The following is a 21,627-nucleotide window of genomic DNA, read 5'->3' on the forward strand; positions in this document are numbered from 1 at the left end:
TAAAAAAAACCGCAGATGCTGCGGTTTTTTTTGGTTTTATTTGCCTTTATTGTCAGTATCGCCAGGCGTCAAGTTTTGATGCTGATTTTGCCGTAAGACTTGCTGTTGCTGTTGGCTGAGTAAGTCATCCAGTTGCTGTGCCATCCGAATTTTATGTTGTAACGAATTATCCAGCAAACCAGACAATTCAGTCAGCATAGCATGGTACGGATTAGCCGCAGGCTGTTCGGCAATGACAACATTTTCGACCTGCTGGGGTACAGGAACTACAACAGGAGGGGCTACCGGCGTATGGTTTGCGACTTCGCCACTGATTTCTACGATCACCTGTTGCACATCGTGCGGTGTAAACGTCTTAATTTCTTCCAGAAATCCGTACAACAAAACCCGATCCATCAGATTGTTAATTTTACGCGGGATCCCTGAGCTGAACTGGTGGATCATCGCAAAACAAGCATTATCCAACAGTGCCGCCGGGCCGCCGGCAGCCTGGATCCGATACTCAATATAGGCCTGACAATCTTCGACACTCAGTGCGGACAAATTTGATGATGCAATAATACGCTGACGGAACTGTTCCATATGCGGGGATTGGATCACAGCATTTAACTCATTCTGGCCGAGTAAGAAACTCTGCAGCAGTGGCTTGCCGGCCAGTTGGAAATTCGACAACATGCGCAATTCTTCGATTGATTCTAACGGCAGGTTCTGTGCTTCATCCACTAATAATAAGGCGCGTTTTTTATGCTGAGCTAAGGTCTGCAAGTAAGCAGAGATGGCTTCAAGGTACGTGGCTTTATTGTGTTCTTTGATTTGCAGTTGGAACACCGAGCAGATCATTCGCAATAAATCGTCAGGATTGAGCTTTGACGTGACGATTTGTCTGGCAATGATCTGGTGCGGGTCCAGTTTGGCCAGCAGCTGATTAGCGATGGTTGTTTTACCGGTGCCTACATCGCCGGTGATCACGATAAACCCTTCGCCTTGACTCAGGCCATATTGCAGATAAGCCAATGCGCGTTTATGCAGTTTGCTGGCAAAAAACCATTGTGGATTTGGCGTAAGCTGAAAGGGTCTGTCCTTTAATCCATAATATGCTTCATACATAACATCTGATCCTGAATGCAAATGGACAACCAGCAGCCGTCCGGGACCGATAGGGTAGCACAGCAAGGCCACGCAGGGTATATCAACACCATTTCTGCTGCTTCGGAACTGTCGCGCTAGCACATTGTTTTTTCAATATTTAGTGTAGATTTGTATTGTTTTTATCCGGTCAGATTAATTTTTACCCGATCAGATCCCCGCACCGAAAAAATTGTTGACACTCCTGGGGCTGGCCCATAGAATGCGCCTCGTTCTGTAACGCAAAGCCGATAACGCCTGCGTTGTTGATGTGGGGCTATAGCTCAGCTGGGAGAGCGCTTGCATGGCATGCAAGAGGTCAGCGGTTCGATCCCGCTTAGCTCCACCAAAATTTCTGTATGTGTCCCTTTCGTCTAGAGGCCTAGGACACCGCCCTTTCACGGCGGTAACAGGGGTTCGAATCCCCTAAGGGACGCCACTTCAGAAACAGAACATGTATATCAGTCCGTCCCTTTCGTCTAGAGGCCTAGGACACCGCCCTTTCACGGCGGTAACAGGGGTTCGAATCCCCTAAGGGACGCCAATGATATACAAGACAGTCTACTGTGTCCCTTTCGTCTAGAGGCCTAGGACACCGCCCTTTCACGGCGGTAACAGGGGTTCGAATCCCCTAAGGGACGCCACAGATTGTCACCGTATTTTCCAGATGTCCCTTTCGTCTAGAGGCCTAGGACACCGCCCTTTCACGGCGGTAACAGGGGTTCGAATCCCCTAAGGGACGCCATCTATTGAACATCCGTTCAGCCGATGGGGCTATAGCTCAGCTGGGAGAGCGCTTGCATGGCATGCAAGAGGTCAGCGGTTCGATCCCGCTTAGCTCCACCAATTTTCCTTGCAGCATAAAAAATCAACGCTAGTCATGCTGTTGGTTATTTTTCCGTTTCTCTTTGCCTGAACTCCGTCACTCCGCGCGTTGCATTGTCAGTGTCATGTCAACGCGCTTTATATCTCATTACATTTCTTCGATGAACGGCAGCACAAAATCCCTGATAATAGGCTGAGCTTTAACGTTCGGATGGATGCCATCCGCTTGCATCAATTCTGGCCGTACGGCAATGTTGTCCATAAAAAACGGCCAGAGTTTCAGTTGATGCTGTGCAGCCAGTTCTGCATAGACATTAACAAACTGCTCGGTGTAGCGTGGTCCGTAATTCGGCGGGATACGTATCTGCATCAGCACAGGAGTGGCGCCCACGCTTTTAGTGAGTTCTATCAGTTGTTGCAGGTTCTGCCGCAACCGGCTGATGGGAAAGCCACGCAAACCGTCATTGCCGCCAATTTCGATCAGCACAGCTGTAGGTTTATGTTGCTGGAGTAAGGCCGGTAGGCGTGCCAGCGCGCCACCACTGGTTTCGCCACTGATACTGGCGTTCTGAATTCGCCACGACGAGTTTTTTTGTTCGAGGCTGCGCTGCAGCAAAGCGGGCCAGCTTTGCGGTTGCTGTAAGCCATAACCGGCGCTTAAGCTGTCGCCAACAATCATCAAAGTTTTTGTTGCTGCATCCGCCGAAATCGGCAGACAGGCAAAGGTCCACAGGGCACAAATAAGGAAATAGAATCGCATGTCAGTTACACCAGAGTTGTTTATTCAGACCCGCGCGCTGTGCAAACAAGTCACGCTGCCGGGTAATACGCTGAACATCCTGACGGATATCAATCTGACAATCAATAAGGGCGACAGTGTTGCTATTGTCGGTGCCTCTGGTTCCGGCAAATCGACACTGTTAGGTTTGTTAGCCGGCCTGGATGTACCAAGTAGCGGCGAAATCATTCTGGCCGGTACACGCATTGACCTGCAGAGTGATGATGAACGGGCGGAACTTCGCGCAAAATCTGTCGGTTTTGTGTTCCAGTCATTTTTGCTGCTGCCAGCGTTAACTGCCCTTGAAAATGTCACTTTGCCGGCAGAACTCGCCGGGCAACCGCAGGCCGTGGAGCGGGGCAGGCAACTGCTGGAATTGGTTGGTCTCAGTGAGCGTATGCATTTTTTCCCGGCTCAGCTCTCTGGTGGCGAGCAGCAACGAGTAGCCATTGCAAGGGCTTTTATCACTCGGCCTGCGATTTTATTTGCCGATGAACCTTCAGCCAATCTGGACAGTGCAACTGGCCGCAAGGTCGAAGATCTGCTGTTTGAGCTGAATCAAAGCCAGGGCACAACCTTGGTTCTGGTGACACACAATTCGCAACTGGCAGCACGTTGTCAGCGTCAGTTCCAGATGGATGCTGGCCGCCTGATTGAGCAAAAGGCGACTAGCCGCACACAGGAGCGCAGTTATGCTGGTTAAGATCGCCTGGCGACTATTCTGGCGTGAGCTTAGAAACGGCGAACTTTGGGTCGTCGCCTTTGCGTTAATGTTGGCAGTGCTGACTGTCGTGAGTCTGAGTGGTATTACTGACAGCGTGCGCAGCGCCTTGATGCAGCGCAGCAGCAATTTTACCGCTGCCGACAAAGTATTGCGTTCCAGTTCACCTTTTCAACGCGAGATCTTCAATCAAGCTCAGGCGCTGGGGCTAAAAACGGCTGAGCAAATCCAGTTTAATACCATGGTGTTTGCCGGCGACAATATGCAGCTGGTGAATGTGAAAGCGGTATCCGCTGAGTACCCACTGCGCGGAAAACTAACGCTCGATACCGACAATGGTCAGGTATCGCAGTTACAACAGGGGATGTTGTATCTGGAACCCCGACTGGCGCAGATACTGAATGTCCAGACCGGCGCTACGCTGGATATAGGTGCTACGACACTCACTGTTGGCGGTTTAATTGTGGATGAGCCCGATGCACCACTGAATTTGTTTGGGGGGCAGCCGCGTGTGCTGATGCATCTTGCTGATGTTGCGGCTACCCAGGTCGTACAACCTGGCAGCCGCATTTCATATCGGTATATGTTTGCCGGCGATGAAACGGCACTGTCGCAGCTGGTGGATGACACAACACCTCTGCTGACCGCAAATGACCGCTGGCAACAGTTAGATCGGCAAAGTGCAGTTGGCAGTGCCCTCGACCGTGCCGAGCGATTTTTATTGTTAGCCGGATTACTCGGAATTGTGTTGGCGGCAGCGGCCGCTGCAGTTGCGGCAAACCGCTACAGTCAGCGCCATCAAATGGCCGTTGCAGTCATCAAAGCGCTCGGTATGACATCCGCGCAGGCAAGGCAAATTTACTTCAGCCATCTGTTACTGGTGACTTGTTTTGCCAGCGTACTTGGATTGCTACTGGGGGTGGCGGCAAACTTTGCAGTACAAGGGCTGCTGAGCCAATGGATTGATGGTTATCAGGCGGTGTTCAGTGCCAAAGCGCTCTGGCTTGGCATTGCTACGGCATTGATTTGTTCGTTCATGTTTTCGCTGCGACCGGTTTGGCGCCTGACCGCAGTGCCGGCCATTCAAGTACTGCGTCAGCAAAGCGCACCGTGGCAGATGGATTATTGGCAGCTGGCCAGTGGTTCTGCAGCCGTCTTGCTGTTGATGTGGTTATTCAGTGGCGACTTGTGGTTATCCGGTATGTTGTTTTTAGCCTGTGCCGGATTTGGCCTTTGTTTGCTTGGCTTTGCGGCGCTGTTGGTCCGGTTTGCTAAACCGATGGCGGCCGGACAAAGCAGTGCATTAAAACTGGCGCTGGCTAACTTACGTCGCCGCTTGTGGCAAAACAGCTTTCAGCTGATGACTTTTAGTCTGGCGTTGTTCTTGACGCTTGTTCTGTACTTTTTACGAGCCGAGCTGTTGGAGCAGTGGAAACAGCAGGTTCCCGAAAATGCGCCGAATCAGTTCCTGGTAAATATGACGGCGGTGGAAAAAGATCAAATTGCGGTGCAGTTACACGCAGCCGGATTGAGCACCGGAACCTTCTATCCTATGGTGTCAGGCAGAGTGCTGGCGGTCAATGGTGAAACGCTGGAAGAACCTGAGCAGGATGCGGCGGAGCAAGCCAGCAGCAAAGCGGAAGACCCACAGCAGGCCAGCGGTAAAAAGCCCGAGCAAAAAGCCAGACGTGAGGGTTTTGGTCGTGAACTGAATCTCAGTTGGTTGGAAGTACTTCCTGCCAATAATCAACTGACAGAAGGACGTTGGTTTTCTGGCAAAGCAGAAGTGTCGGTGGAGCAGCAACAAGCACAGCGGTTGCAGTTAAAGCTGGGTGACACCTTGAGCTTTGCCATTGGCGGTCAGCAGTTTGATGCCACAGTGACCAGCTTTCGGAAAGTTGACTGGAACAGTTTGCAACCGAACTTTTTTATGTTGTTAAGTCCGGATCTGATGGCCGCGTTCCCTGCGACATATCTGACGGCGTTTTATCTGCCCGCCAGCAAACAGCAAGTGCTGACCACCTTGTTAAAACAATATCCGACGGTTTCCGTGATCTCGGTCGACGCGATATTGCTGCAGGTGAGCCAAATTATTGACCAGGTATCGCTGGCATTGACGTTGATTCTGATTCTGGTATTCACCGCTGCTGTGCTGGTACTAGTGGCGCAGGTGCAGGCGACGGTCGAACAACGGGAGCAGGAGTTAGCCATCTTACGTACACTGGGCGCGCGCGGCCGTTTTCTGCAGCAGGCAGTGCTGTTTGAGTTTGCGGCATTGGGGCTGTTAGCCGGCGGATTTGCTACCTTATTGGCCGAAATCCTGTTGTCGGTGGTACAACTACGGATGTTCCAATTGCCCTTTACTCCACATTATAGTTTGTGGGGTCTCGGGCCAGTCGCAGGTGTGTTGCTGCTGACCGGATTGGGTACCATATTGCTGCGCGGCATTTTAAAACCAACACCGGCGAGCCTGATCCGTCGGGCATTACACAACTGAAAACGCGATGTTACTATAGTTTCAGTGACGCCAGCGCCTGACGCAACTGACTGTATTGAAACTGAAAACCTGCGTCTAACAGGCGCTTTGGATAGACTTGCTGACCAAACAGCAGCAAGTCTGCCATTTCGCCAAACAGCAAGCGTAAGGCAAAGGCTGGTAGCGGCAACAGTTCAGGTTTATTCAGCCGTTCTGCCAATAATTTACTGAATTGCTGGTTGGTGACTGCCATGGGTGCGGTCGCATTGTAGATGCCGTGGCACTCGCCGTGTAATAACATGTATTCAATGATATTCAGCATATCATCCAGATGGATCCAGGACATGTATTGCTGGCCGTCAGCCAGTTTGCCTCCCAGACCAAGCCGGTAAGCCGGCACCATCCGGCTTAACGCACCGCCGTGTTCGGACAGCACTACACCAGTGCGCAGAATGCAAACTCTGGTTTTGTCGGTCTGAGCGCGCATTGCCAGATTCTCCCAACGGGCGCAGATATCATGGCTGAAGTCCGGATAAAAAGTCTGGAAGCTTTCGTCAATACAGCCGCTGTCCTGACGGCCATAGAATCCAATGGCTGAACCATTGATCAGCACTGTGGGTGGGTTGTTTGCCTGCAAAATAGCGCCAGCGATTTGTTCGGTCAGTTGCCAGCGGCTCTGGCAGATCCGGTTCTTTTGTTTATCCGTCCAGCGTTTGGCTGCGATAGGCTCACCGGCAAGATTTACCACGGCGTCAAGCTGGTTAAAGTCGACGCTGGCCAGGCTATCTGTCCAGTGCACCGCCAGATCAGATTTGCGCTGTGCTTTTGTTACATCACGGCTCAAACAGATCAGTTGATGCTGATGTTGCCAGCGCTGACACAGTGCCTGACCGATAAGACCAGTCGCGCCGGTAAGCAGGATCCGCATAGAAGATCTCCTGAAATTGAGTCTAAACAGTGTAGTACGTTGACAGGCACAGTGTCAGATCAAGAGCTTAGCAGCAGAACTTGCAGGCACAACAGCGTTGAGAAGGACGGTGCAAAATGAATTCCTGGTCAGTTCGTTGTCTTGTACGCTTCTGGCCCGGAGACTAATACTGATGCTGGGTGAAAATTAAACTGAAACTGGCGCCGCCCAGAGTGCTTTGACTGATTTCAAGTTGCCCCTGATATGACTGACAGAGCTCATCGACGATGGATAAACCGACACCATGGCCATCAGTATAAGTATCCAGACGGGTTCCCCGGCTCAATAACTGCGCTTTTTTGTCCATTGGTACGCCCGGGCCATCATCTTCAACCGTCAGTTGCAACGGTTTACACTGCACCGACAGTCTGACCCGTTGTTGACAGGCTTTACAGGCGTTATCAAGCAAATTGCCCAGCATTTCCATCAGATCTGTTTCATCGCCGCGAAACATCATTTGCGGCGGGCAATTCAGCTCAAAGCGGATTTGCTTGTCGCGATAGATTTTTTGCAGCGCATTTTTCAGCTGTTCGGCGACCGGACTGATTGGAATTTGTTTTAACCAGATATCCTGGCCTGAACTGCTGGCGCGTTTGAGCTGATGTTCAATCATCGCAGTGATCCGGTCAATCTGATCACGTAGTTCGGGCTGCTCCGCCAGTGCCGATGTTTTCAACACGGCAACGGGAGTTTTCAGTGCGTGGGCGAGATCACTCAGGTGATGCCGGTAGCGTTGTTTTTGCCGGTTTTGATTGTCGAGCAGTAAGTTCAGGTCTTCTTTAATAGTTTGCAGTTCAGCAGGATAACGTTGGGTCAGTTGCTGCTGCTGGCCACTTTCGACTTCACGGATCTCGTGGTCCAGTGCTGAAAGTGGCTGTGTGGTCCAGTAATAAGCCAACAGCATGATGAGTGCCAAGACCAGACCTATACCGATAAACCAGCGCAACAGCGTTTGACGAAAGCTTTGCATCGGGGCCTCAAGCAGCCGGTCGTCCTGCAGAATATGGATGGTCAGCGGCATGCTGCGCTCACCCATGTCAAACAGCAAGGCAAAAGACAACACCCAATAAGTTTTACCGTCTTGCTCCAGCGCAACGAACTCATGTTTACCCGGTAGCATTTCGTGTACAGGTGGCGTAAAGGTCTGATTCAAAGAGGAATCAGATTGCCAAATCAACTTGTCTTCCGACACGATATAAGCGCTGGTGCCAGAATCAGTCCGCAAAAAATCCGCGGGTAAAATACTGTTATTAATCTCTACTACATCATTTTTGCTGGAGAGCTCAGATAAAAACGAATAAAGGTGTACTTCAAGCTTTTGTTCAGTACTGGTCAGTAATTGAGCAAAAAAAGCCCGTTCGATGGCGAGGAAAGAGGCTGGTAGCATAAAAATCAGCAGCACCAGGCAAACAATGGCCTGGCGCAGCTTTAACGACAATGTCATGCGCCTACCGCCAAATTAAAGCGATAGCCCCGGCCACGTAGGGTTTCTATTGGTTTAAGTTCACCGTCCGGGTCGAGTTTTTTGCGCAGCCGCAATACAAACACTTCGATAACGTTGCTGTCGAGGTCAAAATCCTGATCATAAATATGTTCGGTTAATTCGGTCTTGGAGATCACCTTAGTTGGATTGAGCATAAAGTACTCCAGCACTTTATATTCATAGGCGGTCAGCGACACCTCGGCGCCGTGACACCATACCTGCTGGGTGCGGCTGTTCAGGCTGACCGGCCCGGCACTGAGGGTAGGGTCCGGCTGACCGGCAGCGCGGCGGATCAGCGCATTGCATCTGGCCAATAATTCTTCCATATGGAAAGGTTTGGTCAGGTAATCGTCGGCACCGGCATCAAGGCCTTGTACTTTCTCCTGCCAGCTGCCGCGTGCGGTCAGCAGAATGATGGGGGTTTTAATGTCCTGCTGGCGGGCTTTCCTAATCAGAGACAAGCCATCCAGCTTCGGCAAGCCAATATCAACGATGGCCAGATCATAAGGGTATTCACTGATCTTAAAAAAACCATCCGAGCCATCATGTGACAAATCCACTGAGAACTGTTGTTGCATCAGGTGGTTTTTCACTTGTTCGGCGAGTAAGGTTTCATCTTCAACAACCAGCACGCGCATGGCATTTCCTTTTCAGTGGCGACATTCAATGGGGAGTGTAAAACAGTCGGGGTCAGGCGGGAAGCCTGACCATTTAGCTTATTGATTTCTCGGTGGTTCAACGACGACCGGCATTTGCGAGCCCGGATCACGATCGAGCATCGTCGTATATTCGCGGCCATTCAGTTGATAGGTGACCCGGTAGCCGTCAACCACACTTTGGTATTCGACTTCGGTGCCAGCCTGATAACAGACGGTTTGCAGGTGCACAACATCGGAACCATTCTGTTTGCCAACATCGTGACCAATGGAGCCACCCAATACGGCACCTGCGGCCATGCCAACTTTTTTATTTGAGCTGTTGTGACCAATGGCATTGCCCAGTGCACCACCGATAATGGCGCCAACGATAGTTGGGGTGGCTGAGTCAGATTCACGTTGCACGACTTGCCGTTCTTCGCAGACTCGTTTGGGTTTGTGGATTTCAATCGTTTTGTAGACAGGTTCGGATTTTGTCACGTTGGCCATCACATAGTGTTTCTTGCCGTAGTGGCTGGAACAGGCGGTTAATAATGGTAGTAACAACAACAAGTAACGCATCTTTGATCCTCCGAAACGTATTCAGATCGACATTAGCAACAACGAGCTTAACTTTGGCTGAATTAAAATAATGCAAACATATAAATAAATAGTTGCAAAAATGTAATTTTTAACTAATTTGAATTTACCTGATGAAAAAATGTACTAGTCAGGTAGCAATCGCCAGTCGCTGGATGGCTGGCACCTTTTAACATGCTCTGAATAGCAAGGAAAGTCCGATGAACATGAAAGCACTCTGGTTTGCGCTCTGTGCAACAATCGCCTGTATGGGGGCACAAAACGCCAGCGCCGCCTTAAACAATCCAACCAATGCTGACAGCAAAACTGTTGGCGCAGTTGCTCAGTCTAAACTGTCGTTGAATAAAGCTGATCAGCAACAGCTTGAAGCGATCCCGGGAATTGGCGCAAAAAAAGCGCAGGCGATTCTGGAATACATCAAGCAACACGGTCCGATCAAGGACAAAAAGCAATTGATGGAAGTCAAAGGCATTGGCGAGAAAATGGCAGATCGTATCGCCGGTTTCGTCAGCTTCGGCTAAAGCTTCCGGTATGTGACTGCACTGACTAGTCGGGGGGCTGTCTGTGCAGTCTTTGCTGTAAAACAGTGCGCCGCAACACCTGAATTGCGGCGACTTTTCCAAAATTACCATAAATTCGCAGCAGCTTAAGCGTCACCCAGAGCACGCATTTGCTCGTTGGCCCATTGCACTGCTTCATGGTATTTATCCGGCAATACTTTTGGATCCAGTTTCAGCTTGGCAATGGCTAAATTAGCGTCTTGCCATTCGGCCCGTTCATAACATTTGACCAGCGCCAGATACTCACTTAATAAACCAGGTTCACCAACTAACGCATCCTTAATGTCTTTGGACAGCGGCAATTTGGTCAACACTGAAGACATAGGTTCATCCAGAATCGCGTCCATCAGCGACATCATGCCGGTCAGAAAGGCTTTGGCGGTATCCGTCTGTCGATGCAACGATGCAATCCCTTCAGCAAATTTTGCCCTGGTCATCGCCAAACGCATCAGTTCTGCCGGTTTTTCGCTGGACACTTGGGCAGTAAACAACACCGACAGGAATTTTTTCAGCTCGGTCTGCCCTAACACAACCAATGCTTGTTTGATGGTTTCGATTTCAGAGCGCCGCTTAAATACTGCGCTATTTGAATAACGTAATAATTTATAAGATAAATTAACGTCACGCTCGAAAATACTGGTGATTTGACCAAGGTCCATTTCAGACTTTGAGGTCTCGTAAAGTAACTCCGCTAGTGTCATCTGGGCAGGAGACAGAGCTTTACTTTGCAGCATTTCCGGTTTGGAGAAAAAGTAACCCTGAAAATAGCTGAAGCCCATATCCAATGCGTTTTGAAACTCAGCGTTGGTTTCGACTTTTTCGGCCAATAATTTGATATGTGGAAATGGTGCAACCGCTAACAGGATTTGGTCGATAGTTGCAGCATCAGTGCTGCGAAAATCAATTTTTATGATGTCGATAAATGGATAAAAATGTCGCCAGACCGGCTGATGAATATAGTCATCCAGAGCGATGATATATCCCTCATCTTTTAATTGTTGTACTTCAGCCAGTAATTTTTTGCCGGGTTGCACCGTCTCCAGGATCTCCACGACAACCTGTTCTTTGGGCAGCATACTGGGAAATTTTTTTACCAGCGTATCGAGAGTGAAATTGATAAATCCTGGTTTATCGCCAAGAAAATCATCAAGGCCAAAATTAAACTGACTGCCTGCGATCATTTTTGACGTCGCTTCATCGCCGTCAATATCGGGGAATACGTTAGCCAGCCCGTCTCTGAACAACAGCTCGTAGGCGTACAGGTTTTTTTCCCGATCTAAGATAGGTTGGCGGGCGGCGTAGAAATACATAACAGCTAGGGTCCTCAGCGTTTGCTCTTCCAGCAATGTAGCAAAGAACATCGGGCAGTGGCTAATAAAATTTGTCGGTTTTTGTCAGGGGGATAGGCGCTCAGTCAGGCTGGACCGAGCGCCAGTTCAACTAGGATTTGAGCTGTTTTTCCATTAAGTCGAAATGTTGTTTCACAACGTTTTCCGGCGCTTTGGTCAGCATACTTACCAGCACAATGGCACTGGTCGCCAATACAACGCCTGGTACCATGGCGTAGAGGAAGTCATTTAATTGCTGTCCGTTGATCTGCAGCGGCGAGAACACCCAGAACAACACTGTCAATGCACCAACGACCATACCGGCAAGGGCGCCAGGCATAGTCATTTTGCGCCAGTACAGACTAATCAGAATTACCGGTCCGAAAGCGGCACCAAAACCAGCCCAGGCATTACCAACCAAATCCAGAATGGAACTGCTGCGATCCAGGGCAATCCAAATCGCCACTGCAGCCACCAGCATGACCGACAAGCGACCAACTAACACCTGAGTTTTATCTGAAGCCTGCTGATTCAGGAAAGTCTTGTAAAAGTCCTGAGTCAGGGCACTGGAGGTGACTAATAACTGACTGGAAATAGTGCTCATCACAGCTGCCAGCAATGCTGCTAACAAAAAGCCGGTTATAAACGGGTGAAATAGCACTTGCGACAACATAATAAAAATAGTTTCAGGATCGGCCAGCGGTTGTTGGGTCTGATGGACGTAGGCAATGCCGACAAAGCCTGTCGCCACGGCGCCGCCTAAAGAAATAATCATCCATGACATGCCGACGCGGCGTGCGACCGGGAAATCTTTGACCGAACGGATCGCCATAAAACGTACGATAATGTGTGGCTGACCAAAATAACCTAAACCCCAGGCCAGCAGTGAAATAATGCCGAGCACACTGGTTCCTGTGAAAAGATCGAGGTGATTCGGATTTAATGTTTCAACAATACTGAGGGTAGTGCCGAAATCTCCGACGACATTCAGTGCGACCAAAGGCACTAAGATCAGGGCCAGGAACATAATAATACCCTGGACAAAATCAGTCATGCTGACGGCGAGAAAACCACCTAATAACGTATAAGCAATCACGACTGAGACGGTCAGTGCCAAACCGTAGATATAATCGAGCTGGAATACGCTTTCAAACAGTTTACCGCCGGCAACCACGCCAGAAGCTGTGTATAAAGTGAAAAACACCACAATAACCACTGCCGAAATCAGTCGTAGCAAACGGGTGCGATCGGCGAAACGGTGCTCAAAGTAGTCTGGTAATGTGATCGAATCGTTAGCGATTTCGGTGTAGATGCGAAAGCGGGGGGCTAAAAATAAATAATTGGCCCATGCGCCAAGAATTAAACCGACAGCAAGCCAGATCTGCGAAATGCCAGCGGTATACAGTGCGCCCGGTAAGCCCATCAGTAACCAACCGCTCATATCCGACGCTCCGGCCGATAGTGCAGTGATGCCTGGGCCAAGTTTGCGCCCGCCTAACATGTATTCAGATAAGTTACTGCTGGACTGTCGGTATGCGTAAAGTCCGATGGCCAGCATTGCGATGAAATAAATCGCAAGCGCCAGAATAGTGCCTGTTTCCACTGGGATCCCTCGACCTGTTGGTTATAGTTATGTTGCCGGGGCTGGTCCAAGACGACCAGCCACTATGACCGGGCAATGCTAACAATAGTCACTGGCAAGGACCAGTAGTTTTCCACGAACTGCGGTCAGGCTGCTACCAGCCGCAGTTAAATGTTAAATTTAAGTGACTCAGCGAGCAGTGGTCCGGCCTTCACCAGCAACTGCGGTTGCTGCGCCACCATGACCAGCAAATGCCTGGCACTTTTCAGGCTCTGGCCAAAAAAACGTGCATCAGCAAACTGGCTTGCCTTTGCCTTGGGGAAATCGGTCTGATCCGGCACCACAAAGACGGTTAGCGGTTGGCCATCGACTTCGAGAACCAGATGCAACGAACGCACACCTTCAAAATCACAGAAACGGGCATAACGGACCGGGACGGGCAGCTCGGCGCTGAGGCCAAGCTCGGCAAACAGTGGTTGCAAACTAGGCTGGTCTAAAGTGCTGATAGCACCCAAAGCCGCCAGTTCATGATAGACATGACTCAATGCATGTTGGCCCAAATCGGCGCTGACTTGCGGCGCCGCCCCCTGATAAAACCATACTGACAACAGCAGGGCCGCCGCGGTGGCATAGGGCAGAGGGCGTTGCCACCAGTGGCGAACAACCGGCAACATCTGCTGGCGTAACAAAATCTGTTCAGCCAGCTGAGGGGGTACATCAATTTCAAGCTGTTGTTTCAACTGATGATCCAACAGCAGTAACTCCTGTTGTAGTTGCAGTAATTGCGCATCATCATTGAGCTGTTGTGGCGAAACACTGGCCGGATCCTCATACAGTGCCCGGCGAAGTAAAAGATTATCCATGCTGGGAGACTCCATCTGAGTGATCAGGCTGCAGCCGGGCACGTAATTGCGCCCGGCCGCGAAATAAGCGGGTATTGACTGTATTCAGATTCAGCTGCAGCACTGTGGCAATTTCATCACCGGTCATACCAAGTAACAGCTGCATCACTAAGGGTTCGCGGTAATCCTGTGGCAGTTCCAGCATCAAACGATGCAACCGATCAGTGGCAACCCAATGCTCCGGCGAGGCATGAGCAGTATCTTCCAGACTGTCTTGTTCCACATCACTGTAGTCAAACTGCTTACGTTCAAATCGCCGTGCATTTTCATGGCGCAGAATTGTTAGTAACCAGGATTTAGCGGCGCCGGCTTCCTGTAGCTGTGCCAGATTTTTCCAGGCGCGCAGCAAAGTGTCCTGCACTAAATCCTCAGCAATACTCTTTGACCGACACAGCCAGTAGGCGTAGCGGCAGAGGTCCGGGGTGTAAGCACGGACCAGTGCCTCATAACGTTGTTGTGCGCTGTTCATCTGAACTCCGCCATTTGACTGTAAATAGTCGACATAACAGCACAGACCGGCATACCTGCACTTTATGTGCAGGCGAAGTGAAAAAAATTAGCCGCGCGGGTATAAAGGGGCCAGGCCTTCAGCCGTAGTGACCGGCTGATGATGAAAATGTGCCCAGGCTTCCAGTAATGCCTGACCTTGCCACTGCGCACCCGCGGGTTGATAACCCTGATAACTGAGCTGCTGAATTTGCGTTTTTAAAGCGCCGTCCGGCAAATGCTGGACCAGATCGGTCAGTGATTCAATGTTTGCACTAATCAGTTGCTGCGCCCAGCGCAATAATTGCTCCCGGGCCAAAGCGGCATCGTGCTGCTGGCAGGCTTGTTTCAGCTTACGAGAATTAAACCGCAGTTCGCTGCCTGCGGTGGTGCGGGGCAGTTTTGTGTTGTCGCGCTCAGCAGTTCGCGGCGCCGCCATTGCCCACAATCCCCATGCGGCTAGTGTCAGCAGCCATAAACTCAGCAACAACCAGCTGCTATAGCTAAAGTGCCAGTCTGAGACCTGCGTTGGCTGGACCCGGTCAGCGGAAGTTGTGGTCGTGGCGGCAGGCTCAGGCTGCGATACCGCCTGCGGATTCGGTGCGACCTGCAGCGTCACAGCGCTCAACACTGCTTCGTCCGGCTGATTGGTTTTGGTATTCCACCAACGTACGCGGACTTCCGGTAAAGTCAGACTGCCAGCTTTGTCGGCGATAATGGCATAACTGAACACCTTTTGCGCCACGATCCGGCCTTTGCGTTCAGCCTTGCGACTTTGGGGTTGCTCCGGATAGATTTTGGCGCCGGCAACAGTGCCAAGTTGTAAATCCGGCAACTGATTGTCGGCTAAATCCAGTGCAGTCAGCGTAATAGTCCGGGTAACCGGTTCGCCTTGTATCAATTGGTCACCGGCCGGGTTCCATTCTTCGGTGAGCGCGACCAGCTCGGACGCCAACCAGTTTTGTTGCTGGCCGTCCGGGATTGGCTTCACTTGCAGTGACAGTGCCTGGCCTTCTGCCGACACGGCTTTAGTGCGGGCGAAATAGTCATACCGCGAGTTGTCACGGTCGATCATTTCACCATTAAAAAACGGCGGGTTCAGCGTCAGCGTGCCACTTTTTTGCGGGATCACGCTATAGCGGCGTGTGATGGTCTGGTAGCGTTCACCGTTGACAATTTCACTGTTTTCAATGTCTTTACCGACTTGCTCCACATCCGCTCCGGCCAGCTCCGGCTGACTTAGATTGCCGCGTTGCAGCTCCCCTTTAAAATAGATTTTGATTTCGTAATACAGCATTTGCTGAACATGCACGCTTTCGCTGCTAAAGCTGTTTTGTAGAAATAATTCGGCGCCTTTGCCGGATGCCTGACTGGCTGGTTGCACTTCGAGGCTGATCGGTTCGCTACTGAGTGCTCCTATCTGAAATGCCGGAATGGTCAGTGTACCGGTGCGGCGCGGAAACAAGCTCAGCTGCCAACTGGTACTTTGACTCGACTGGCCGTTGACGATTTGCATACTTTGGCTGACAGAAGGGCCGGTTACCCGAAAATCAGCTTCCAGGCTGGCAAAATCAATGGCGCCGGCATCAACTTTTTCGTCCAGCACCAATTGCAACATGATGGCTTCGCCGTACATCGCCGGGTTTTTATCGACACTGGCCTTGAGCTGGGTAGCCGCCTGGACCTGACTGATCAGGCACAGCGTTAACAACAGCAGTCGGCCAGCTAATTTGACCATCTGATTAACCATCTGATTTACCATTCTTGTTGAACACCGCGTGGTATTGCCTGTTGCTGACGTTTTTGATACTCCAGCAACATTTTGTTTTTTAATAATAAACTGGGCTCATCCTGCACTTTACGCAGCAGGTTTTCCAATTGCTGGCTTTCTTCCGCACTGGCGTTGGGCCAGGCTTGTTCTATCGCTTTTTGTTGTTCGGCCTGGGCTGATTCTTTGTCCTGCTGTTCGGCCTGCTGCGCTTGTTGTTGAGTCTGTTGTTGCTGCTGTTGTTGCGCGGGGTCAGCTTTGGCGTCATCAGCAGCTTGTTGCTCATTTTGTGACTGTTCGTTTTGCTGTTTAGAGTCCTGCTGCGATTGCTGGTTTTGTTGCTCTTGCTGCTGGTCTTTGCCGTCTTTGGAATCATTTTGCTGATCAGGATCGCCATTTTGCTGCTGATTTTGTTCAGATTGCTGTTGTTGCTGTTCGAGCATTTTTTTCATCAGTTCAATATTTTCTTTGACGCCAGGCAAGCCGGGTTGCTGCTGTTCTGCCTGTTGATAAGCTGCCAGGGCTTGTTCATATTGTTGCTGCAGGGCCAGGCTGTTACCGAGATTAAACTGACCGGCAGCAGAACTGTCTTTGCTGAACAGTTCAGCGGCGGCGGCATAATCGCCAGCCCGGTAAGCCGCGTTGCCTTGCCACAGTGGATCGGCGAATTGTTGGCGCGCCCGGGCGTAATCGCCACTGTCGTAAGCCTGTTTTGCCTGTTCCGTTTTACTCTGCCATAAATCCTGCCAGCCGAAAGCCGGAGCCGGCGCTTCAGTGGTCGCCGGTTCGGTCATCTGCCGGGCGGGCACAGGCTGTGGCCATGCCAGTAGCAATAACGGCAACATAAACAGTTGCGGCTGGCGTAAATACCAGATGCCAAGTGCCAATAACAGATAACACAGGTAAATGCCGGCATCCTGCCATTGGTCGCCTTGCATCTGAGTCTGCTCAGCGGCATCGTTGAGTTTTAATTCAGGCAGCGCCAGCAGTTTTTGCACGTCGCTGTCATCAAAAGTGCTGGTGGCAAAGACACCGCCAGTCAGGCTGCTGATTTCTTTTAATTGGGTCAACGGTACTTTTGGCAACACGATGCTGCCACGGGCGTCTTTAAGCAGTTCGCCATTTTCCAGCTGCACCGGCGCGCCGTCGGTATTGCCAAAAGCCAACACCGACACGCGATGCGCAAAGCCATTGAGCTGGTCGCGGATCTGCATAAATTGCTGGCTGTCAAAACCGTCAGTAAAAAACACGATGTCGCCTTTAACATAACCGGCCTGTTGTAACAGCTGATCCGCCATTTTCAGCGCGCTGGCAAAATCAGATCCCTGCACCGGCATAATTTCCGGTTTTAAATCAGGCAATAACAAACTGATATTGTTGTGGTCCGGCGTTAACGGCGAAATGACATAAGCATCGCCGGCAAATGCCAACAAGGCCATTTCGCCTTCCAGTTGTTCGCGGGCAAAATCCAGCGCTTTAAAGCGCGCTTGCGTTACGCGGTTCGGTTTGATGTCGGTCGAGCGCATCGACATTGACATATCCAATACCAATACAGTGGCGCGTTTGAGCTGGAATGCCGGTTGCGGCAGTTTTTGCCAGCTCGGACCGGCGCCGGCGAAAATGCCGAGTAACAGCATCAGCGGCAACAGCCAGAATTGTTTACGCGCCACAGGCTGCTGCGCCAGCAGCTGGCGATATAAATGGGGTGCCAGTAATTGTTGCCAGGCGTCGGTCGGGGGCAGGCGGCGCAGCAGCAGCCAACTCAGCGCGACCAGCGGCAACAATACTAATACCCAAGGTCGTAAAAAGTGGATGTCAACGGGCATAACGACTCCGGCGCCAAAACGCGAGACCCAGCAGCAATAATGCGCCAGCTAAGGGCCATTGCAGCAGGCTTTGCTGCGGGCGGTAATTCAGCTGATCACGTTCAATCGGCTCCAGCTGGTCCAGTAACTGATAAATCTCGGCGAGTTCCTGCAGATTGCGGGCGCGGAAATATCGACCACCAGTTTCACTGGCAAGTTCGGTCAATAATTTTTCGTCCAGATCGGCAGAAGGATTCACAACCTGTGGGCCAAAAATACCTTGTTGGACCATTTGTTCTGCCCCAACCCCGACCGCGTAGATTTTAACGCCGGCGGCTTTCGCCAAAGCCAGTGCTTCGCGCGGCTGGATATTGCCAGCAGTATTGGCGCCATCACTGAGTAAAATCAGTACTTTATTTGAACTTTGGTAGGTATTAAACCGTTTGACCGTCAGACCGATGGCCTCACCAATAGCAGTGCGCTGCCCAACCAATCCAAGCACGGCGTCATCGAGCATTTTTTGCACTGTAGTGCGGTCAAAGGTCAGTGGTGTCTGTTGGTATGCAGCATCGGCAAACAAAATTAACCCCAGCCGGTCGCCCTGACGTTTCTCGATAAACTGGCTCAGTACGTGTTTGACCGCGTCCAGCCGGTTATAGGACTGGCCTTCAATAACCATGTCATTGATATTCATCGAGCCGGACAAATCCACTGCCAGCATCATGTCGCGACCTTGCTGCGGCAGTGTAACGGGTTCACCGAGCCAGCGCGGTCCTGCTGCCGCTGTCACCAGACAAGCCCAAAATAACAGCGGTAACAGCGCCGGCAGGCGCCAGCGTTGATGTTGCGGGCTGTGTTGCTCTGCCGCAGCCAGCCGCGCCAGAGGCGGGAAAAACAGTGGCTGTCCGGCGACTGACTGACGGGCACGCAACAGCCACGGCACAGGCAGAAGGACAAATAACCAGGGCAAGGTAAATTCAAACATCTAAACCTTGCTCCCGATGCTGTTCCAGCCATAGCCAGGCAAACTGGTGCCAGGCTTTTAACTGCGATGGATCCGATGTGCGGCTGTATAGCAACTGATCTAAATCAGGCTGCTGCTCTGACAACTTGCCACTGCGCTGTAAAAACGCGACAAATCCAGTGCTTTTTTCTGCCAGCGCCGGATGACCTGGCCGTTTAGTCTGCAGATATTGTTTCAGCAATTGCAGGATGGCATTGGCGGCTTCCGGCTGTTCCAACTGAATTTGACTGAGTGCTTGCAAAACAAGGCGCCTGGCACTGTCACGCCGGTAAGTCCGGTACCACTTTCGTCCTAACCAAGCGATTGCCAGCAGTATTGGCAGTGCCAGCAGCAGCCAGCCGGGTGCCAGATAGAACTCATCCGGCAACGCAGGCTGCTGTATATCGGCCAGCGCTGTTTTTAACGTGTCAGTGATGTTGGGTTCATTCGCCATGGACAGTTCCGGGAGTATTAAACGGCGCCGAATGGGTTTGAGCCGGATTGTGTTGTTGTGCAGCAAGCTGGCTGCGCAGTGATGACGCATTACTGATCTGCATGTGGCGCAGGCCCAGACTGCGCCAGTACTGTGTGCGTTCAGCCTGCTGCAGCTGCTGTTGGTTCTCGTAGCGTTGTTTCAGACCGGCCGGCGTTAAATCCAGTTGTAACACAGCGGCATCAGTCTGCAGCGCCAGCTGTCCTGATACTGCTGCCGGGATCTGTTGCTCCAGTGGGTCAAAGATCTGACAGAGCCTGATTTCATTATGCATGCGCATCGATTGCAAATGGCGCAGCACATTAGCATCTAAGGCACTGAAGTCAGAAATGAGATAAACCAGACTGCCCGGCCTTACCAACCGGCGCAATTGACCAACGGCGTCGGCCAGACTCACCGGCTGTTGCCCGGCAGTGACTGGTTTATTGTTCAGATCTATCAGTTGCTGCAAGTAACGCAAGACGGAAACACTGCGACTGGCAGGTTTTAATTCCCTGATTTGCTGGCTATTAAACAAGATGCCACCAAATTTATCGCCGCGTTCGCGGGCATGCCAGCCAACCAGCGCCGCCAAGTGTGCCGCCTGTACCGCTTTGGTCAGCAGGACAGAGCCAAAATGCATCGACGGACTCAAGTCAGTCAATACAAACACCGGCCGCTCTTTTTCTTCACGAAATAACTTGGTGTGCACTTTGCCGGTACGTGCCGTGACACGCCAGTCGATAGTACGGACATCATCGCCGAGCTGGTAATGACGGACTTCGTCAAACTCCATGCCGCGACCTTTACTGCGCGCCAGATAACTACCAGCCAGTTTGCTCTGGATCACCTGTTGCGGCGCTAAATCCAGCACATATGTATGGTGCTGGTATTTCAGCAATTGCGGTAGATCCAGCTGCACACCGTCGGCGCCGAGTGCGGCCAGTTGTTGCGTGGCTGTTTGTGCTTGCACGGCGGGGTTCATCAGGCGATCGGCACTCGTTTTAATAATTCGCTGAGAACCTGGTCAGTACTGACCCCTTCAGCTTCAGCTTCATAACTTAAGATCAGCCGGTGACGCAGCACATTATGGAACACGGCCTGCACATCATCCGGTGTAACAAAATCGCGGCCACTGAGCCATGCCTTGGCGCGGGCACAACGTTCCAGCGCGATAGTCGCGCGCGGACTGGCTCCATACGCGATATAACGGCCAAGCTCGGCACCATAATTGCCGGCGTGGCGGGTCGCCATCACCAGTTGCACGATATATTGCTCCAGACTTTCAGCCATATGCAGCTGCAAAATGGTCTGACGGGCAGCAAAAATATCGGCCTGGCTCATCCGGACCGGTGTTTCCGCCTGCTGGGCTAACGCTTCGCCTCGGGTTAAACGCAGAATTTTCAGTTCAGTGTCGGCGTCCGGATAATCCACTTTTAAATGCAGCAGGAACCGGTCGAGCTGGGCTTCCGGCAGCGGGTAGGTGCCTTCCTGTTCCAGTGGGTTTTGCGTGGCCATTACTAAAAACAATTCGGGTAATTTGTAACTGTGGCGGCCCACCGTAATTTGTTTTTCCGCCATCGCTTCTAATAAAGCCGACTGCACCTTGGCCGGTGCGCGGTTAATTTCATCCGCCAGGATAATGTGGTGGAACAACGGACCACTCTGGAATTCAAATTTGCCGGTTTCCGGCCGGTAAATATCAGTCCCGGTTAAATCGGCAGGTAACAAATCCGGCGTAAACTGAATGCGATGAAAACTGCCTTCCACGCCGTGCGCCAGGGCGTTGACAGCGCGGGTTTTTGCCAGACCCGGTGGGCCTTCTACCAGTAAATGACCATTGGCCAGCAGCGCCAGCAGAATACCTTCAGTCAGGGCAGGCTGCCCGATCACCTGGCTGTCGAGATAGGATTTTAACCGGTTAAATGCGTTCACAAACAATACTCTCTGGCTTCGGTTTAAGTGCGTTATTTATATGAAATCACGGGGGATTTCATATGCGTATCCGATGAAAAGCGGCTAGGCTAAGACCAACTCCGCGGATCTGGGGGCGGCGACGATTAAAACAAGTGTTTTAATTTTGTCGGAGTCTCGCTACAATCGGGAAAAAT

Annotated in this window: 19 protein-coding genes and 6 tRNA genes; 9 read left to right on the forward strand and 16 right to left on the reverse strand. The window is 51.3% G+C overall.

Annotation, left to right across the window (positions count from 1 at the left end; translation table 11 throughout):
• Nucleotides 1–36: 36 nt before the first annotated feature.
• Nucleotides 37–1,107: an XrtA/PEP-CTERM system-associated ATPase gene (locus ATY27_RS13120; protein WP_208931080.1), complete on the reverse strand. Its 1,071-nt coding sequence runs from the start codon at nucleotides 1,105–1,107 to the stop codon at nucleotides 37–39.
• Between the two features lie 291 nt (nucleotides 1,108–1,398).
• Between ATY27_RS13120 and ATY27_RS13125 the strand changes: the two genes are divergently transcribed.
• From ATY27_RS13125 to ATY27_RS13150, 6 genes are all read left to right on the forward strand, one after another.
• Nucleotides 1,399–1,474, forward strand: a tRNA-Ala gene (locus ATY27_RS13125).
• A 14-nt stretch (nucleotides 1,475–1,488) separates the two neighbouring features.
• Nucleotides 1,489–1,564 (forward strand) — tRNA-Glu (locus ATY27_RS13130).
• Nucleotides 1,565–1,593: 29 nt separating this feature from the next.
• A tRNA-Glu gene (locus ATY27_RS13135) sits at nucleotides 1,594–1,669 on the forward strand.
• A gap of 24 nt (nucleotides 1,670–1,693) precedes the next feature.
• A tRNA-Glu gene (locus tag ATY27_RS13140) sits at nucleotides 1,694–1,769 on the forward strand.
• A gap of 25 nt (nucleotides 1,770–1,794) precedes the next feature.
• A tRNA-Glu gene (locus ATY27_RS13145) sits at nucleotides 1,795–1,870 on the forward strand.
• 25 nt (nucleotides 1,871–1,895) lie between these two features.
• A tRNA-Ala gene (locus ATY27_RS13150) sits at nucleotides 1,896–1,971 on the forward strand.
• A gap of 127 nt (nucleotides 1,972–2,098) precedes the next feature.
• Here the strand turns inward: ATY27_RS13150 and ATY27_RS13155 are convergent.
• On the reverse strand, nucleotides 2,099–2,710 hold the full coding sequence (locus tag ATY27_RS13155) for an arylesterase (protein ID WP_208931082.1): 612 nt from the start codon (nucleotides 2,708–2,710) through the stop codon (nucleotides 2,099–2,101).
• Here ATY27_RS13155 and ATY27_RS13160 point away from each other — a divergent pair.
• Both ATY27_RS13160 and ATY27_RS13165 read left to right on the forward strand, forming a co-directional pair.
• Nucleotides 2,709–3,431 carry an ABC transporter ATP-binding protein gene (locus ATY27_RS13160; protein WP_208931083.1) on the forward strand — a complete coding sequence of 241 codons (723 nt, stop codon included), beginning with the start codon at nucleotides 2,709–2,711 and terminating at the stop codon, nucleotides 3,429–3,431. The two genes, ATY27_RS13155 and ATY27_RS13160, sit on opposite strands and share 2 nt — an antisense overlap.
• Nucleotides 3,421–5,946, forward strand: coding sequence for an FtsX-like permease family protein (locus tag ATY27_RS13165; RefSeq protein WP_208931085.1), 2,526 nt, complete (start codon nucleotides 3,421–3,423; stop codon nucleotides 5,944–5,946). Before ATY27_RS13160 ends, ATY27_RS13165 begins: the two co-directional genes overlap by 11 nt.
• 13 nt (nucleotides 5,947–5,959) lie before the next feature.
• Here the strand turns inward: ATY27_RS13165 and ATY27_RS13170 are convergent, their stop codons facing one another.
• The 4 genes from ATY27_RS13170 to ATY27_RS13185 form a co-directional block, all read right to left on the reverse strand.
• Nucleotides 5,960–6,853: a TIGR01777 family oxidoreductase gene (locus tag ATY27_RS13170; protein WP_208931087.1), complete on the reverse strand. Its 894-nt coding sequence runs from the start codon at nucleotides 6,851–6,853 to the stop codon at nucleotides 5,960–5,962.
• A gap of 163 nt (nucleotides 6,854–7,016) precedes the next feature.
• Nucleotides 7,017–8,336 (reverse strand): ATP-binding protein, encoded by a 1,320-nt coding sequence (locus ATY27_RS13175; RefSeq protein ID WP_208931088.1) that lies wholly within the window; start codon nucleotides 8,334–8,336, stop codon nucleotides 7,017–7,019.
• Nucleotides 8,333–9,013, reverse strand: a complete 681-nt coding sequence (locus ATY27_RS13180) for a response regulator transcription factor (RefSeq protein ID WP_208931090.1) — start codon at nucleotides 9,011–9,013, stop codon at nucleotides 8,333–8,335. Before ATY27_RS13180 ends, ATY27_RS13175 begins: the two co-directional genes overlap by 4 nt.
• Before the next feature lie 78 nt (nucleotides 9,014–9,091).
• Nucleotides 9,092–9,592 carry a glycine zipper 2TM domain-containing protein gene (locus ATY27_RS13185; protein ID WP_208931092.1) on the reverse strand — a complete coding sequence of 167 codons (501 nt, stop codon included), beginning with the start codon at nucleotides 9,590–9,592 and terminating at the stop codon, nucleotides 9,092–9,094.
• 218 nt (nucleotides 9,593–9,810) lie between these two features.
• Between ATY27_RS13185 and ATY27_RS13190 the strand changes: the two genes are divergently transcribed.
• Nucleotides 9,811–10,131, forward strand: coding sequence for a helix-hairpin-helix domain-containing protein (locus ATY27_RS13190; RefSeq protein WP_244151305.1), 321 nt, complete (start codon nucleotides 9,811–9,813; stop codon nucleotides 10,129–10,131).
• Nucleotides 10,132–10,256: 125 nt separating this feature from the next.
• Here the strand turns inward: ATY27_RS13190 and ATY27_RS13195 are convergent, their stop codons facing one another.
• From ATY27_RS13195 to ATY27_RS13240, 10 genes are all read right to left on the reverse strand, one after another.
• A complete protein-coding gene (locus ATY27_RS13195) occupies nucleotides 10,257–11,480 on the reverse strand; it encodes an HDOD domain-containing protein (protein WP_208931094.1) in 1,224 nt (407 codons plus the stop codon).
• A gap of 130 nt (nucleotides 11,481–11,610) precedes the next feature.
• The gene (gene putP / locus ATY27_RS13200; RefSeq protein ID WP_208931096.1) at nucleotides 11,611–13,101 is read right to left on the reverse strand and encodes a sodium/proline symporter PutP; all 1,491 of its coding nucleotides are present in this window, start codon (nucleotides 13,099–13,101) and stop codon (nucleotides 11,611–11,613) included.
• 146 nt (nucleotides 13,102–13,247) lie between these two features.
• Nucleotides 13,248–13,943, reverse strand: a complete 696-nt coding sequence (locus tag ATY27_RS13205) for a DUF3379 family protein (RefSeq protein ID WP_208931097.1) — start codon at nucleotides 13,941–13,943, stop codon at nucleotides 13,248–13,250.
• Nucleotides 13,936–14,451, reverse strand: a complete 516-nt coding sequence (locus ATY27_RS13210; protein ID WP_208931099.1) for a sigma-70 family RNA polymerase sigma factor — start codon at nucleotides 14,449–14,451, stop codon at nucleotides 13,936–13,938. The genes ATY27_RS13205 and ATY27_RS13210 overlap by 8 nt, the downstream gene beginning before the upstream one ends.
• 87 nt (nucleotides 14,452–14,538) lie before the next feature.
• Complete coding sequence (locus ATY27_RS13215) at nucleotides 14,539–16,206, reverse strand: BatD family protein (RefSeq protein WP_208931100.1); 1,668 nt, start codon at nucleotides 16,204–16,206, stop codon at nucleotides 14,539–14,541.
• A gap of 17 nt (nucleotides 16,207–16,223) precedes the next feature.
• On the reverse strand, nucleotides 16,224–18,062 hold the full coding sequence (locus ATY27_RS13220; protein ID WP_208931101.1) for a VWA domain-containing protein: 1,839 nt from the start codon (nucleotides 18,060–18,062) through the stop codon (nucleotides 16,224–16,226).
• A complete protein-coding gene (locus ATY27_RS13225) occupies nucleotides 18,052–19,026 on the reverse strand; it encodes a VWA domain-containing protein (protein WP_208931102.1) in 975 nt (324 codons plus the stop codon). Before ATY27_RS13225 ends, ATY27_RS13220 begins: the two co-directional genes overlap by 11 nt.
• The gene (locus tag ATY27_RS13230) at nucleotides 19,019–19,498 is read right to left on the reverse strand and encodes a DUF4381 family protein (protein WP_208931103.1); all 480 of its coding nucleotides are present in this window, start codon (nucleotides 19,496–19,498) and stop codon (nucleotides 19,019–19,021) included. Before ATY27_RS13230 ends, ATY27_RS13225 begins: the two co-directional genes overlap by 8 nt.
• Entirely contained in the window at nucleotides 19,488–20,489 is a 1,002-nt protein-coding gene (locus ATY27_RS13235) for a DUF58 domain-containing protein (RefSeq protein ID WP_244151306.1), read from the reverse strand. Before ATY27_RS13235 ends, ATY27_RS13230 begins: the two co-directional genes overlap by 11 nt.
• Nucleotides 20,490–20,500: 11 nt before the next feature.
• Nucleotides 20,501–21,457: a MoxR family ATPase gene (locus tag ATY27_RS13240; RefSeq protein WP_208931105.1), complete on the reverse strand. Its 957-nt coding sequence runs from the start codon at nucleotides 21,455–21,457 to the stop codon at nucleotides 20,501–20,503.
• Nucleotides 21,458–21,627: the final 170 nt, after the last annotated feature.

This window comes from Rheinheimera sp. F8 (assembly GCF_001518915.1).